This window comes from Gilliamella sp. LMG 34360 (genome assembly GCF_984568995.1).
The window spans coordinates 2801863-2817099 of the sequence record NZ_OZ474900.1; the positions used below are offsets into that span (position 1 = coordinate 2801863).

Consider the following 15237-nt stretch of genomic DNA (forward strand, 5'->3'; position numbering starts at 1 on the left):
TCATAAAATTGCGATCAACCTCACAAAACCAAAATCCCTTGCTCTTATTTCGACAGTTAAAGACGTCCGACGAAAGCTGGCAAGTAGCATGAGCAACAGGGATGTTGTGATAGGCGTTGCATTTTCTGGAAAAATTCAACGCTGGTGCGTTAACTTGACTGCATGAGGAGGGTAATGACACAGTTATCGGTCTTTTCAGGTCGAGAGCGGGATTGCAAAGGGAATGCGGCATTCCCTTTGACGGGCGCGTGCTGTGATTTTAAGTTAAGCACTGAAATTTTCCGCGACCAAACTTACATCGAATCATTCATAAATCATCATTTAATCGAAATTGCTTTCAAACTTTGCAAACGTTCCTCCCTGAATGGGGTACGTTTCAATCAAAAATCGGTCTTACATTCAACATCCAAATGCGAATCCAGATAGTAAAAATATCCTATTTTGGGATGTTTTTTGATTTGATAGATACTTGTCCCACTTATTTAATATCTATCAACAGGCTGATTATATGAAACAACAAGACTGACATTCTGCCGATATCATCGCAGCATTGAAAAAGAAAGGAACATCACTCTCCGCGTTATCAAGGAAATCAGGCTATGCGCCGTCAACACTTGCCAACGCACTCGTCCGCCCGTGGAAAAAAGGCGAATTGATTATCGCGAATATACTCGGTATCGAGCCAAAGTAGATTTGGCCTTCTCGTTATGCCAACAAAAATAGGGTATTGCTAATTAAAGAATGCGGATAAAAGCAATGGTTTTAAGTTCAGTAAACATACCAAGCCACAGTATGAATACAGCCGTCACTGCTTCGCAGTGACGGCGACGGCAATCCCAAATAATACCGTCATTTTCACATTGATTATCGACATGATCGCCACATGATAAGGGGCAAAATTTTTGATCTAGAAATTTGACTTTGAATGGTATCATTCACTAATATTCAGTTTATTCATAACCCTTTAATCTTATCTATATGACTTACTAAATCAACTAACTTATTCCATTAACAACAGATCCCTTTTATAATTATTGGAATACAAATCACAATATAATGATATTAGTATGAAAGAATTAAAGGATGTTTTAGATAACTATCAGGATTTACTAGCCTCAACCAAATCATCTAAAAAACCAACGCGAATTGAGCAAATCGCGATTAAACATACTATTCCTAAAATCCTCAACGCTACTATACAAAAAGAAAATAGAAAAAATCCCTTTCGCGTAAAAGGTTCTTATGGTGAAGGGAATTTAGCTAGAATCCCTTGGGTCGCCATCTTTAATCAAAACATCACTGAATCAGCGCGCAGAGGATACTATATTGTCCTGCTTTTCTCGCAAGATATGCAATCATGTTATCTTTCGTTAAACCAGGGAGTAACCAGCTATGTTGAAACCTACGGTCAAGCAAACGCTTTACAAAGAATGCAGAAGGTGGCCAAGCAAGCGCTAAATTATTTTACTCCTCATGCCGAAGCAATTAAGGGCAATATTAACTTAAAAGCAGAGGGGAATTTAGGCCAGTGCTATGAAAAAGGCAATATTGAAGCCTTCTACTATGAAAAGTCCAACTTACCGACGCAAAAGCAGTTTGAGCAACATGTTGAGATCCTACTCGGCCATTATGAGCAGTTGTTTAATCATGTCGGTAAAAATATACGAGATATCATCGCAAATAACGAAGATAATTATCAACTGCTAACTCAGCAAAAAGCAGCAAAGTTAATGTCTCAGAATAGCAGTATGGTGAAAGAGCCAAAAGAATCAACTTACATGGTAAATTCTCCAGTGCGTGACCCAAATATAGCCGCTCAAGCGTTATGTAATGCTGACTTTAAATGTCAGATTGACCCAAATCACCAAACATTTATTTCAAACGCGACAAAGAAGCCTTATGTTGAAGCTCATCACTTTATTCCGCTTAGCCAAAGAAATAAATTTAAGTTTTCATTAGATGTTTTATCCAATATTATTGTGCTCTGCCCAAACTGCCACCGTCTACTGCATTATGGGACTTGGAATGATAAAAAACCTCATCTAGAAAATTTTTTACATCAGCGAGAAACACTTTTGGCAAAAGATCTTATCCTAGTCACGCTAAAACAGCTGAAAGAATTCTATAAACACGATCTCTCGGAATAGAACTCGTTTTACAGTCATATTTTGTTTAATTCTCGCTTCTTTTTGTGCATGAATAACAAGTTGATATTGTTCGTAATAAATAGATGTCATGAATAAGTTTCTTTATTTAATGGAAATAGTTCGGGAAATGGTTATGATGTAAAAAGTTTGGCACTCTGCTGATACTATCGCGGCAATCGGTTATGCTTCTATAACTTTGATGAATGCGGCTTTTGCAATTCATCAGCAAATTAAAAATAGGAGAAAGGCTAATTATGAAAATATTTATGATAATTTTTATGGTTATGGTCGTTATAGTTGAATTATTTATACTTATCGGTTGTTCTCTGACGGTTAAATATCAAATAGAAATGGCAACCGATATCTCAGAGATGCTCGATGTGGTATATTCTATACTCGATACGCTAGGTATAATTATTATTTTTAATTTGCTGTATTTAGTGGTTATGTACATTTTATATTTCAAAAAAACAAAACGTGGTTAGTGTGATGATGTTATGGTGAGCGTTATCGATCCTGAGCCAAAATCAGCCGATGACATTACGTTTTACGATAAGATGACAGAACTACAAAATCTTAACCTAACTCGCTAATCAGGTAGCCAAAGTCCATAAAAACTATATTAAAAAACAATCTTTAAAAATTATTTTTAGTCCAAACTCGTCCATGGTAGTCCTTTACACAAAGCCACTATTTACAAGCAATTAACCCTTGTTATAATCAGTTTAAAAGACGTGCTAGTGCAACACGTAAACCCAGAGCGGCAGTTTTTTAAGCCACTGTTCGGTCGTTGGCCGAATAAACCATGACCCAAAGTGCGATTCCCGTTAGCGCACGACTTAATACCCAAACAAACGAGGCAGAGGCGACTTATTTAAGTCGTTATTTTAACATCACTCGCCATTATCTGACTTATGGCATAACGCGTTTTATTCATCTTCACAACTGCGTTATCCCTGAGCCGATAATTCCGACACTCAAAGGGAGTTCATTAAATTTTAAACATCAACTTTATGTGATTGGCTGACAAGCTAACGCATAAACATCTCATAAGAGACCTTGAATGTGCTGAATATTCAGCCCTGCGATCTGCTGACAGATAATTTATTACTTCGGGTAATAAATGGGCATTAACACTAACCATATTGTTTTCAGCAAATGCGTAAAGAGAGGTAAACATCGATAATCTGACGTATGATTTGCGCGGTTTATGTCAATGTAATAAAGATGGCAGCCATGCCACCCAAGCTGAACGGCTAACCGCCTTAACGTTGATTAGCAAACAGCTTAAAAGCGGTGGTTTTAAGCGCATGAACGCGAGTTCGCTCAAACGCACGTTAGTGATTTAGTTGCACAGTAGCAGGCGCAAGATTTATCGATTGGCACCATAAAAAACGCATGGCACACCTACGTTGGTGGGCGGAAAAATTCGGCAAAAGTAGCGTCATCACCAAAGATAACATTCAACTGGGTATCGAACATCGGCAATATGTAACGCAAGAAAATAAAGCGATACATCTTAACGAGCAGACCCTAACCCAAATTAGCGATCCTTATGTACAAATGAGTTCACGCTTACAACAAACATCCAGCTTACGATGGGAAGAGTCGATCAAGTTCCAAACTACCTACGCTGACCAAGACGATCACCTATTACTCAAAGGCAGTTGGACAAAAGGGGGCGGCAACGAATCGTCCCCATATTAACCGCCGAGCAGCGCGAGCCCCTAAACCAAATCCACGACTTTGCCGGCAAAGGCTCGCTAATTCCTGCCAATAAAAGCTACAACCAACAACGCAACACCTATGACGGACAATGCCAAAAAGTCGGACTCAACAAAATGCACGGCCTAAGGCACGCTTACGCGCAGACTCGATACGAAACGCTCACCGGCTGGAAATCACCTAAAGCAGGTGGACTCACCAGTAAAGAACTCACACCAGAACAGCAAATCAAAGATCAATGGGCTCGGCAGGTAATTAGCAGAGAACTTGGCCATGAGCGGATTGAGGTAGTTAGGGTTTATTTGGGGTAGTGGAGTGTTTTATGCGACAAAAATATCCGATTTTCCACGGTTAATATCAAAGAGAATCGCTCTATTACAAACAAGTTATCACAATTGACGCATGTAATAATATTGCTAATACATAACTAAAAATATGAGAGAGTATATGGTTATGAAAAATAAATGATATAATTACACATCATTAGGTGAATAAAACCTTAAAAGGATGGCGAAAAATCATGGCATTAAATCTCAGGAAAACTGTTTTTACCATGCTTAAACAGCAACCACAAAAACAGCTTACCGCTAGGCAGTTGGCTCAGTTGATATTTACACATAATCCGGAAGCTTGCGCTGAGAAAAAACAGGCTAGTGAACGTTTAATGACTGATGATGATGTTATTGCCCAAATTGCCGCTGAAATTGGTGCGCAGCGACCGTTATTACAGAAAAAACACCCAGAAATTAAGACCACTGAAGGTCGTCCAAAAAAGTATTACTTTTCACAAAAATCCGATGAAGCAGAAGTGCTAGATGCTGAGCATCTATCGACAAAAAAACGGTCAGAACAAACCCAAACGGAGAAAAATGGTTACAGCGAACACGATCTCTATCCATTATTAAGCCAATACCTTCACGATGAACTTAATGTGTACTCTAAACGTATTGATGAAAAAACCTCATCGAATAAAATGGGTAAAAATGGCAATATATGGCTGCATCCCGATATTGTTGGCTTAGAGGATCTCAGTACTGATTGGAATGATTTAGTCAAAGAGTGCGTTAAACTTTATGCCGACCAACGTAGCAAACTATGGTCATTTGAAGTGAAAATACTGCTCAATATGTCTAATGTGCGAGAAGGCTTTTTCCAAGCTGTTTCTAACTCTTCGTGGGCAAATTTTGGATATCTTGTCACTGCACAAATTACCGGCAGCGAAACGTTAAAAGAGCTCAGAGTGCTGTGCGCAGCACATGGTATTGGCGTCATTAAATTAGATGTGGAAAATCCTTCAGAAAGCCAAATTCTAATCCCTGCTCAAGAAAAAAATATTATTGATTGGGACTCGTGTAGTCGACTGGCTCGAGAAAATAAAGATTTTAATCACTATATTAAATTGGTGAAACAGTTTTATCAAACGGGTGAGATAAAGGCCTTTGATTGGGATTGTGTTGTGGTTAAATAACATTTAATTAAGATATGAAATTTTTTATAAAAAAATATCTCTCTCAATAGTGTGATAATTCTAACAAACTGATTGTGCATAATAAAAAAAGAACATAAATACCTTCAGTTTAGTAAGATATTTAAAATATAAACAAACCCAAATTATTAGTTGTCGATTATAAATTCATTCCTTGAGCCTCTATCTCGTTATGCCGAATCTTCCAATCAGGGCAATATTGACCAACAAGCTGCCAAAATGTTTTATTATGACGTTTCTCTACAATATGGCAGAGTTCGTGGATAATAATATAATCTATTTGACGAGTAGATAATGCCATACAACGTGGATTGAATTCAATCACATTATTTTCAGTACAGTTTGCCCAGCGCGCTTCAAACGGTTTCACCCGCCAAAACATCGCCTCTAATCCGGTTTCTCGTTGCCAGTGGCGAATGCGTGAACCTAGTTTCTGTTGTGCTTTTTGCTGATAAAAGTATTCCAGAGCAACACCAAAAAGGCGATGACTAACAAAATGTCCCTCTGGCGATAAGACGTTAAAACGACTTTGATTAAAACTGATTTCAGGGAAAGAAAGTTCTGGCGATGGGATTACCTGGCAATAAAATGTCCGCCCACCATATAGCGCGCGGCTGCCGGTAACAATTTCCTCTTTAAGTGGCTGATTGACATCAGCAAGACGCGATTTTATCCATTTAGCACGATAACGAATTAACGCCTCTTGTTCTTCTAAGGTGACTTTGGGGCCATGTAGCAGAACATTTTTATTACGTTCAACCGTCACATAGTGGTGAGCCAAAGTAGAATCAACTTTGAACTCCCATTCAATGGCGGTGGTTCCATATTGAAAAATAGGCATCAGTCATACCCCATCAGCTAATTACTTAACATTAACGCAAATATCTCTTTTATATGCTGATTGGCAACGGTCAGATCCCACCCTGCCAATCCTCGTAACATTGTTCTCATCACTTTTTTAATTTCACTGTGAATATCCGTTTGTTTTTTCCATATAGGCGATGCCATTACTTTCACTATTTCTGGATGAGCAAATAAGTTTTTCGTCCAAGCTAATGCTTCCGCTTCATCAACTTGTTTTAGCAAATAACGAAACACGGCTCTTTCTACGGCAGTGTTTAATCCTAGTTCCGCGGGCTGAGTATCTTTATCACGAATACGTTGGGTGAATAGTTCTAACTGTTCTAAAAAAGCAGCTTGCTCAAGGCGACCCGCTCGCTCGTCATTAATCAGTTGTTCCAATTCAAGCTCTAAATCACCAAAGAAGCTCGGATCCTTACTTTTACCAGTTTGAATGGTATATTTCAGTTTGTTCTTCATCACTAAAGCGGCACTGCTAGCGCTTTTTTGTTTGCGTAATAAATCCATATCCGCCACATCCAAAATCGATATCTCACGGCCTAATAAGCTTTGTACTTCACTGGCCTCAATATGTTCATCCAGCATGGTTTTGAGTAATTCCGATTCCGAAGCGGTAAGTCGAACAACATCGGCGCTGTCTGGCATTTTATTACGCAACTGTAACTTAATTTCATTAAACACTTGAAAGTAAGGTTTGAAGGGAACGCAGCGCTCATCGGGTAAAACAATATCTAAACGACGGTTAAATTCCGTTAATGCGCCTAAAAATTCCTCAACAATATCCAGTCGTACATCCGGATCGAGATAAAGATCGGCATCTTCTTTATAATGTTCTGGCTGTTCAAGTAGATTATGCTTGTTGGGCAGAATACTTTGTACTTTACTGAGGGCGGCCTGGAGTTTGGGTAGCTCCGCGTCAGTATCGGTCCATATCTGTTCTGGTAATACATCACCGCCATACACTTTTAACGCCTCATCAAGGTATTCAACAATGCCAAAGTAATCGACAATATAGCCCGCTTTTTTACCTTTACGGGTACGATTAACGCGAGCAATGGCTTGTAGTAGCGTATGTTGTTTTAATGGCTTATCCAGATAAAGTGTACTCACAATCGGCGCATCCCAGCCAGTAAGCAACATATCTGATACAATCAACAAACCAATATTATTGACTTTGGCATTATCATCCGCATTATTGCTGGATTCATCACCATAAGGGAGTTTAAACTCGGTATTGACCAGTGTCGGAATCTCATCACTCAGCACCGCAACGGGAACGTTACCTTCACGTAATTCACGTTTAATGCGTTCTTCAATCGTCTCCAGTGGCTTATTACCGCCACGGGCATAATAAGCCTGTTGTTCACTGGCACCCGAGCGGTTAGTTGTGATGCTGCCTAGTGAAACCACCACCCGGCTGTCAAACGTAGCCAATCCTTGCGCCTTACGTGCTGCCATGATGCTATCAATAACATCTTTATAACGCACCGCCATATCACGGCCATCGCACACCAACAGGGCTTTAAAACCTCGGGATTTCACCCCAGTCAAAAAGTGTTCAATAAGATGTTTGGCGTTTTCCTCAATACGGCCGAGAGCACCGCGGCGCTTTTTAAGTAACGCTTGTTTGAGCTTCTTTTGACGCGCTAATGGTTCCTGACCAAACTGGTCTTCAAAAGCGTGCTTTAACTTACCATCACTGCTCCATTGCGCCATACCTTCCTGATATTTTATCGGCAATGTGGCACCATCTGCGACCGCTTCATCCAGGCGATAGGTATCGATATAGGTTTTACCACCAAATTCGCCCAACGTATTTTTATCCTCGTTAAATAAAGGCGTGCCGGTAAAGGCAATAAATTTAGCATTGGGCAATGATGCCCGCATAAAGGCGGCCAAAAAGCCATATTGGCTACGATGAGCCTCGTCCACCAGCACAAAAAAGTTAGATTTAGTGCTCAATACGCGGAAATCGACTTTCTCTTCGCTCTCTTTATGCCATTTAGCCCTTAATGGCTGACCTTGCACGTCAAGTAAACCAAAGTTTAAGTTAGTTTCTTTAACAATCCAGCACTCATCGGTACCATCTTCAAGGCGTTTTAAGCGTCGACGAACGCGATTTTTTGCCCCTTGAGGCTCATCACTCTGTTCGCTGTTCTCGGATTCTTTCGCCGCCGTAATCTGCTTGCCATCGCTTTCTTGAAACTTCTGCACGGTTGAGGTAAAGATGGTGCCATAGTCATTGCTGAGCATCGCTTCAAGCCCAGCGACGGAATCGGCTTTGGTGGTTTCCAGACCAACATTGGTAAAGGTATTATGTATTTGCCTGTCCAGATCGGTTCGGTCTGTCAGTACCAAAATACTAGGATTGTTAAATTTGGACAGTTCAGCTCGCATCAAACGTGCTAACAGCGCCATCGTGAGGGATTTACCGCTGCCCTGAGTATGCCAGATCACCCCACCTAATGCCTTACCGATTAAGTCTGGATCTTGGCCTTGCAATCGCTGTAAGGTTTTTTCAACCGCTCGCCATTGCTGATACCGGGGCAGTTTTTTTATCATCCGACCGTCTTCTACTTCAAACAGTGGATAAAAACAGGTTAAACGTACAAAACGAGCAGGTTCGAACAGTGCCCAAAGGAGTATCTCTTGTTCATTAGGGGCTTTGCCGAGCTGCTGTTTTAGCTGAGTGAGAATAGCCTTTTCATCAGGTTTATTGGGGGCTAACTTATAGTTGAGATAAAACTGCTCTGGAGTAAAAATAGCACCGTATTTAGCCTGACTACGATTGATGGCGGCACAGACCATATTAAAGGCAAAATGGTGATCAAAGGCTTGTTGATAACCATCAATCTGAGCAATACCTTTACTCAGTTTCACACTGCTGGCTTTACATTCAATCAATGCTAGCGGTAAGCCATTAATCAATAATAACAGATCGGGTTTAAAACTATCATCATGGCTATTTTTGCCCACATATTGGTCGACAACATGAAAACAGTTGTTGGCTGAACCACTTCGATCAATAAAGTGGATACTGCGTTTACGGCCATCTTGATCTTTCTCTTGCAGGTTTGACTGGAATAACACATCTTGCCAAAAAGCCCGATTGGCCAGCAATAAGTCATTACTCTGCTCAAACCAGATATCCCGTAGCTGTTTAATGGCTTTATTGGCACCATCGGGTACCTTTGCCAGCCACGGGTTAAGTGCATGTAGCCGTTCGGTTAATACATCGTCTAAAATAAGTGGCTCTGAACGAGAGCTTTGTACCACTTGATGACCCTTGATATGCTGATAGCCAAGCTGTTTTAGCCACTCGATAGCTGGGCGCTCTACGCCAATCAGTTCAGGGTTTGAAGAGACAGCTTTATCTGACATATCCGTTTCCTTGACGATGATGTTTAAACGATTTGTTGATAGTCACGCACCTTGTTATTTAACTTTCCATTTTAACCAACGGCACCCGCCACTCACCCGTTAGCAGTTTTTGCATCAAGCCTTTTTTTAATTGTTGGGTTTCAGCTTTTTGTTGGCTTAGTAGATCGAGTTTTTGGTCGACGGTGGAAAGAATTTCAGCGATTTTTTGTTGTTCAGATAATGGTGGTATTGATATCATTTGTTTATGAACAATATTTCTATTTAATGTAGGCACACCTGTTCCTGTCCCAAATCGAGCAATATTAAAATTCTGTAAAAAATAATAACAAAACAATTTATCATTATCAGTATAGTTTTTAACATAAAGAGAAGTATTTAAAGGCCAATGAGGTATATCACAATAATAAATTTTGCCAAGAGTACCCGAACGACCAGTTACTACACCACAATTAGCTCTGGATTCATTATGATAGCCAACTATTCCATTCGAACCAATTATAGGAAAGCTGCCATGTACTCGAGTTTGAACAGGTAAATCATAACCTCTTTGTAATTCAAAAAATTTAATGAAATGATTCATAGTCCATAAACTGGGCTTATGAGTATTTTTATTAAAATCGCTATGAGGCACCCAATTACCCTCTTTATCTTGAACGCCTACACCTTCGGAAAAGAGCTTCTGCATTAAACCGGTTTTTAGTTGTTGGGTTTCAGTGATTTTCTGGTCGATAAGGTCAATTTTTTTATCCACGGTCGAGAGAATTTCAGCGATTTTTTGTTGTTCTGGTTTAGGTGGTAATGCAACTTTAAGTTTAATTAATCTAGTTTGTTTAATCCCTTTTGCTGTAGAACCAGTCGCATTTACTAATAGCTGATTTTGAAATTGCTCTGATGTCATGAAATGATAAAGAAACTTATTTTCTACTAGTTCATTTGTTTTAATTAAAATAACCCGTTGACTCAAAATATATTTATTATTATCAGGTAATAGAGCAACATTCCCTAATGGTGCTTCCATTGTGAAAATAATATCATCCTTTTTACAATCTCCTTTTGTCATCCAAGCATCATATAATGCTTCGGAAGCAACATAACATTCTCTTGTAAAATCGATGTAGCCTTGTTTTACATTATTGGCGGAAAGAGCCTTTATATTTCCTCCCCCCCAATCCATACCTATTTTTTTTGGGGTTTTCCCTCGGAAATCAATTATCTGCTCAATACATTCGCAAAGAGCTATAAACTTCCATTTCTCGATTTTCATACTAGTCTATTCCCAGTATTTTTAGCATCTGAGACAATTTAGCATCAGTGATAGCTAGTTTTTCTTCAATGTGTCTAGACCGCTCAAGTACATTATGAATATTCACTGATATTTCTTGTATTGAAGTATCAATATACCGACTAATATTTAAATTAAAATCATTAGCGATAATCTCACTCATTTCGACTACGCGCAGGTATTTTTCTACTTCAATGGATTTCAATAATTCTTTTAGTGATGATGTGGTTTGTTCACCGGCATCAATCAATGTCTTTTTTGCCTGCTTAAAGGCGGAGGTGATGCGGGTTATATCTTCATCACGTAATTGGTTCATATTTTTGCCGTTTTCAAAGTCGGCAGAGGCATCAATAAAAATGACTTTATCTTTCAGTACCGCTGGTTTTGCCTTGTTTATCACTAAAATTGCGGCGGCGATACCGGTATTAAAGAACAACGATGTCGGTAAACCGATAATGGCTTCAATTAAATCGCCTTTAACGCCGTCTTTACCCACCAGTAAGCCTTGACGGATTTTACCTTCATCACCTTCACGGAACAGCACGCCATGGGGCACAACCACACCAATGCAGCCATCTTCACGGGTTGAGGCGATCATATGTTGTACAAATGCTAAATCAGCTTTGGTTCGTGGTGCAATGCCTAAGCCAAAACGGCCGTAGCGATCTTTGAGGTCTTTATTATATTTCGGTGGAATTTCTTTTTCTTTACCGTCTTTATCTACTTTAATTTCTTTATTAACTTCAAGCGGTTCCCACCATTCGCTTTGTGAAAATGGTGGATTAGCAATCACACGATCGAAATTTTTTAAACCCTCATTTTTGTCCAAATGTTTAGGGTTGACTAAAGTATCACCACGCTCAATTTCACCGGCTAAGTTGTGTAAAAATATATTGAGGTTAGCAATTGCCCAAGTTCCTAAGTTTTTTTCTTGCCCATAGAGCTTACAGTTAGGCTTGCCCATTACCTCACCGTTATTGGGGTAGGTTTCTTTAATATAACGAGCCGCTTCAACCAGCATTCCGCCACAACCACAGGTTGGATCGTAGATTTCATGACCGGGCTGCGGATCAATCAATTTCACAATCAGTTCAACTACACCGTGTGGGGTATAGAACTCGCCCCCTTTTTTACCAGCATCATCGGCAAATTTACCAATCAAATATTCGTAGGCATCACCCAGTAAATCAGCTTTATACAGGTTGTTATTACCCAATTTATGTTGGTTAAAGTGGCGTAATAGGCGCATTAACAATTCATTGCTGAGCTTGTCTTTATCACCAAACTGAATAGCGGTCAGCACTTTATTAAGTGACGGATTTTGACTCTCAATTTCAGCAAAGGCTTCATCAATCGACTCGCCAATATTGTCTGTTTTCTTGACCAGATTTTCCCAGCGGGCATCTTCTGGTACATATTGTTCGGGATTATCTTGTTGAATCATTTCTCGGGCAACATCAATAGTACAGTTTTCAGCTTTCATCACCTGAGTAACTCGTTCATCAAACACATCGGACAGGCGTTTAATAAAAATAAGACCAAAAATGTAGTTTTTAAAATCGCTGCTGTCGACGGTGCCACGCATAATGTTAGCACTGCCCCACAGCCAGCTTTTAAGTTCTTCAAGCGTGATTTTTTCGGTGGTGATATTGGTTGTCATAGTATTCTCTAAGCGGTTATTTTTCGTTAGATTACAAGGCAATAACGAAGCATAAAATTTACCGTTATTATACAACACATCACCATTAAGTGTACCGTCAATTGTGATAAACGAGGAATTAATCGGCAGCGAGGAGTATATTAAATGGCTAATACGGATAAGGGATGTTGCTTAATAAACCGGCCGATAAACAAGTGGGTATCTAAATCGATCATATAGTCGACTTGAAGATTGTCATCATCAGGATAACTATCATAATCGTATCAAACCTTTTAATAAGATTATTTATTATAGTTAAATTTTAATTTACTCATTTTTAGCTGATCTATAAATAATGTACTTTATAAGAAAATACATTAAATATGGACGAATAAATTTTATGGCGAGAAGATTATGTTTAACTAATAAAAAATTGAGAGGTAAAAAGCGAAGATTAAGATCTTTAACATCTTGGTCACAGTCTTTCAAAAATTATTTTCCAATGGATATTTCAGAAAATGAACGATATTGGAATATAAAAATTCCTGTTCATATTCAATTGGTTCAAGGTAAGCAGACTAATAAAACTATACAAGCACAATGTGCTCAATCTTTAATTGATGCAGCATATCAAATATTTCTGGCTAAACCGCCACATTTAAAGAATTATAGAGTGACTTATGTGATTTGTTTACCTGATATGTTTACTAGTGAAATCTGCATTTATACTTCAGAACAGTATTTTCAATTTCATACAGAAGCTTGGGATAGAGAGCCTGAAAAATTAGATACTACCTTGAATCGAAGTTTAGCACAAGAATGGGGATTAATATTACCAGCGGGTTTTAGCGAAAAAGGCGTTTTAAGAAATGATGTTGACTGGGAAGATAAAGAGTATTTTGTTGAACGTTGGTATTTTGGTGAAGTCATTTAAGTTTGTTATTTACTGATATCCATACTTTGTGAATTATAAAAATATCTATATTATTATGATAAAATGAGTTCACTTTTCCTATTGGCACCAAAATTGGACCACGTAAAAAAATTAAAATATTTTTATTTTAATTAATCAATTGATTATAAAATAATTCAACTCCCGCCAGCCCACCAATTCACTATTCAGTAACATTCTTTTAAATCCTTTAAAACACATCAAAATCAATAAACACAAGGCTTAAAGCCTATTTTGTTATTCATTAAGCACCAGTAAGATACATTTACAACCAACTTTTTAGGTATATGCTTAGGTATACAAATACAATATACCTAAAACCCCTATACCTAAAATCATTATGGTAAGGAAAACCCTACCATTAACCGATACACAAATAAAAGCAGCCAAGCTAAAAGATAAGGATTATTCATTATTCGATGGTGGCGGTATGTATCTTTTAATCAAAGTAAATAACTCTAAGATTTGGCGTTTTAAGTATACGCGCCCGTATACCTAAAAAGTGGCATTAATAAGTTTTGGCAGTTATCCAGAAGTTTCGCTACAACAAGCACGAAAACAACGGGACGAAGCGCGCGAATTAATTAAACAAGGTATAGATCCTCAAGAACATAAGGTGGAAATAGAACAGCGCAAGCAAGACGAAATAACCAGTACATTTAAAAAATGTAGCTACTGACTGGTTTAAAGTTAAAAGCAGTAAAGGACTAAATGAAGTTACATTAAAAGGTATTTGGAACTCATTAGAGTTACATATTTTTCCTTACATCGGGAATAGTTCCATCTTCAAATTAAAGGCAAAGGACTTCATCAAAATTATGGAGCCATTAAGAGCAAGTGGCAAATTAGAAACGATTAAAAGGCTTTGCCAACGCATTAATGAAATTATGTTTTATGCTGTGAATATAGGCTTAATTGAGGCTAACCCAGTAGTCAAGATTAAAGATGCATTTGAAAGCCCTACAAAAGGACAAATGCCAAAAAACTAAAAAAATCGGGTTAGCGCTGGAATGAATGTGTATAGGTGATTTTTAGGATGCTTCGTTATGAACTTTTGCCCCTCCCCTCCTAGATATAAAGGTTTTCTTTGTAGTGGTTTAATAATTCAGGACACCAAATAAGGTGGTAAAATAACATCATCAAAATGAGGAGAACCATGATAATGAACCATCGAAGTTATACAACAGAATTTAAACGAGATACTGCATCTAGAATCGAAGTAAAACCATATTCTTCACACTATGCCTCTGAAATATGCGATTTGTTTCATTCGACTATTCATGCTATTGATACCGATATTTATAGCAAAGCAGAGCAAGAAGCATGGTGCCCAACACCACCAGATTATCAGATGTGGTTAAAACGTTTAGATAACACTCAGCCTTGGATGGCTATCTTTGGCTCACGCCTTGCGGGGTTTATTGAACTTAAAGATGATGGTTACATAGACTGTTTTTACGTGCATCCTGACTTTCAAAAGCGTGGCATAGCTAGAACACTCTATGACCATGTGCTTGACTTGGCGCACCAGAAAAAGCTTTCACAATTGAGTGTAGATGCTTCAAAAGTGGCCATGCCAATTTTCAAAAAATGGGGGTTTAAAATAAAGCGAACTAACAAAATATACAGAAAAAATCAGGTACTGATAAATTACCATATGTATAAATTACTTTGATGTTTATTGAGACCTTTATACTGTAAAGCTTTACTCAAACTAATTTCCTAACCGTACTTTTTTGAGGCATTTGGGCTTATATTTAGACC

The 15237-nt window shown here is 38.5% G+C and carries 11 protein-coding genes and 3 pseudogenes; 9 read left to right on the forward strand and 5 right to left on the reverse strand.

All coding sequences use genetic code 11. The features are described 5' to 3' along the window. Positions 1 to 538: 538 nt before the first annotated feature. The gene (locus tag AC5LW9_RS12600; protein WP_493456626.1) at positions 539 to 691 is read left to right on the forward strand and encodes a helix-turn-helix domain-containing protein; all 153 of its coding nucleotides are present in this window, start codon (positions 539 to 541) and stop codon (positions 689 to 691) included. A 43-nt stretch (positions 692 to 734) separates the two neighbouring features. On the opposite strand, the gene AC5LW9_RS12605 is transcribed toward AC5LW9_RS12600, so the two are convergent. After that, complete coding sequence (locus tag AC5LW9_RS12605) at positions 735 to 935, reverse strand: hypothetical protein (RefSeq protein ID WP_198236924.1); 201 nt, start codon at positions 933 to 935, stop codon at positions 735 to 737. 132 nt (positions 936 to 1067) lie between these two features. Here AC5LW9_RS12605 and AC5LW9_RS12610 point away from each other — a divergent pair, with 132 nt between their 5' ends. The 4 genes and pseudogenes from AC5LW9_RS12610 to AC5LW9_RS12625 all read left to right on the forward strand — a co-directional run bounded on the left by AC5LW9_RS12610 (position 1068) and on the right by AC5LW9_RS12625 (position 5340). Further along, positions 1068 to 2147 carry an MrcB family domain-containing protein gene (locus tag AC5LW9_RS12610; protein WP_493456011.1) on the forward strand — a complete coding sequence of 360 codons (1080 nt, stop codon included), beginning with the start codon at positions 1068 to 1070 and terminating at the stop codon, positions 2145 to 2147. Positions 2148 to 2952: 805 nt separating this feature from the next. Then, positions 2953 to 3174: a hypothetical protein gene (locus AC5LW9_RS12615; RefSeq protein WP_493456012.1), complete on the forward strand. Its 222-nt coding sequence runs from the start codon at positions 2953 to 2955 to the stop codon at positions 3172 to 3174. Between the two features lie 151 nt (positions 3175 to 3325). After that, positions 3326 to 4183: pseudogene (locus AC5LW9_RS12620) on the forward strand (phage integrase N-terminal domain-containing protein). 209 nt (positions 4184 to 4392) lie between these two features. Further along, the gene (locus tag AC5LW9_RS12625) at positions 4393 to 5340 is read left to right on the forward strand and encodes a COG2958 family protein (RefSeq protein WP_334323161.1); all 948 of its coding nucleotides are present in this window, start codon (positions 4393 to 4395) and stop codon (positions 5338 to 5340) included. Positions 5341 to 5497: 157 nt separating this feature from the next. Here AC5LW9_RS12625 and AC5LW9_RS12630 read toward each other — a convergent pair whose 3' ends face one another. The 4 genes from AC5LW9_RS12630 to AC5LW9_RS12645 are packed head-to-tail and all read right to left on the reverse strand — an operon-like array spanning position 5498 to position 12542. Next, positions 5498 to 6199, reverse strand: coding sequence for a YgjP family zinc-dependent metalloprotease (locus AC5LW9_RS12630; RefSeq protein WP_334323162.1), 702 nt, complete (start codon positions 6197 to 6199; stop codon positions 5498 to 5500). Between the two features lie 17 nt (positions 6200 to 6216). After that, positions 6217 to 9600, reverse strand: a complete 3384-nt coding sequence (locus tag AC5LW9_RS12635) for a type I restriction endonuclease subunit R (protein WP_334323163.1) — start codon at positions 9598 to 9600, stop codon at positions 6217 to 6219. 58 nt (positions 9601 to 9658) lie between these two features. Next, positions 9659 to 10864, reverse strand: coding sequence for a restriction endonuclease subunit S (locus tag AC5LW9_RS12640; protein WP_334323164.1), 1206 nt, complete (start codon positions 10862 to 10864; stop codon positions 9659 to 9661). Position 10865: 1 nt separating this feature from the next. Further along, positions 10866 to 12542 (reverse strand): type I restriction-modification system subunit M, encoded by a 1677-nt coding sequence (locus AC5LW9_RS12645; protein WP_334323165.1) that lies wholly within the window; start codon positions 12540 to 12542, stop codon positions 10866 to 10868. 379 nt (positions 12543 to 12921) lie between these two features. Here AC5LW9_RS12645 and AC5LW9_RS12650 point away from each other — a divergent pair, with 379 nt between their 5' ends. From AC5LW9_RS12650 to AC5LW9_RS12665, 4 genes and pseudogenes are all read left to right on the forward strand, one after another. Beyond that, entirely contained in the window at positions 12922 to 13455 is a 534-nt protein-coding gene (locus AC5LW9_RS12650) for a DUF3916 domain-containing protein (protein WP_411627914.1), read from the forward strand. Between the two features lie 358 nt (positions 13456 to 13813). Then, positions 13814 to 14152, forward strand: a pseudogene (locus AC5LW9_RS12655) (integrase arm-type DNA-binding domain-containing protein). 43 nt (positions 14153 to 14195) lie between these two features. After that, positions 14196 to 14462 (forward strand): annotated as a pseudogene (locus AC5LW9_RS12660) (phage integrase central domain-containing protein); the annotation flags it as partial. 173 nt (positions 14463 to 14635) lie between these two features. Continuing rightward, the gene (locus AC5LW9_RS12665) at positions 14636 to 15148 is read left to right on the forward strand and encodes a GNAT family N-acetyltransferase (RefSeq protein ID WP_334323167.1); all 513 of its coding nucleotides are present in this window, start codon (positions 14636 to 14638) and stop codon (positions 15146 to 15148) included. The last annotated feature ends 89 nt before the right edge of the window (positions 15149 to 15237 follow it).

Excerpts from the sequence above, each read along its gene's own strand:
- AC5LW9_RS12630 (WP_334323162.1), bottom strand. The coding sequence starts at position 6,199 with ATGCCTATTTTTCAATATGGAACCACCGCCATTGAATGGGAGTTCAAA.
- AC5LW9_RS12650 (WP_411627914.1), top strand. The coding sequence starts at position 12,922 with ATGGCGAGAAGATTATGTTTAACTAATAAAAAATTGAGAGGTAAAAAG.
- AC5LW9_RS12640 (WP_334323164.1), bottom strand. The coding sequence starts at position 10,864 with ATGAAAATCGAGAAATGGAAGTTTATAGCTCTTTGCGAATGTATTGAG.
- AC5LW9_RS12645 (WP_334323165.1), bottom strand. The coding sequence starts at position 12,542 with ATGACAACCAATATCACCACCGAAAAAATCACGCTTGAAGAACTTAAA.
- AC5LW9_RS12615 (WP_493456012.1), top strand. The coding sequence starts at position 2,953 with ATGACCCAAAGTGCGATTCCCGTTAGCGCACGACTTAATACCCAAACA.
- AC5LW9_RS12635 (WP_334323163.1), bottom strand. The coding sequence starts at position 9,600 with ATGTCAGATAAAGCTGTCTCTTCAAACCCTGAACTGATTGGCGTAGAG.
- AC5LW9_RS12610 (WP_493456011.1), top strand. The coding sequence starts at position 1,068 with ATGAAAGAATTAAAGGATGTTTTAGATAACTATCAGGATTTACTAGCC.
- AC5LW9_RS12625 (WP_334323161.1), top strand. The coding sequence starts at position 4,393 with ATGGCATTAAATCTCAGGAAAACTGTTTTTACCATGCTTAAACAGCAA.
- AC5LW9_RS12605 (WP_198236924.1), bottom strand. The coding sequence starts at position 935 with ATGATACCATTCAAAGTCAAATTTCTAGATCAAAAATTTTGCCCCTTA.
- AC5LW9_RS12665 (WP_334323167.1), top strand. The coding sequence starts at position 14,636 with ATGAACCATCGAAGTTATACAACAGAATTTAAACGAGATACTGCATCT.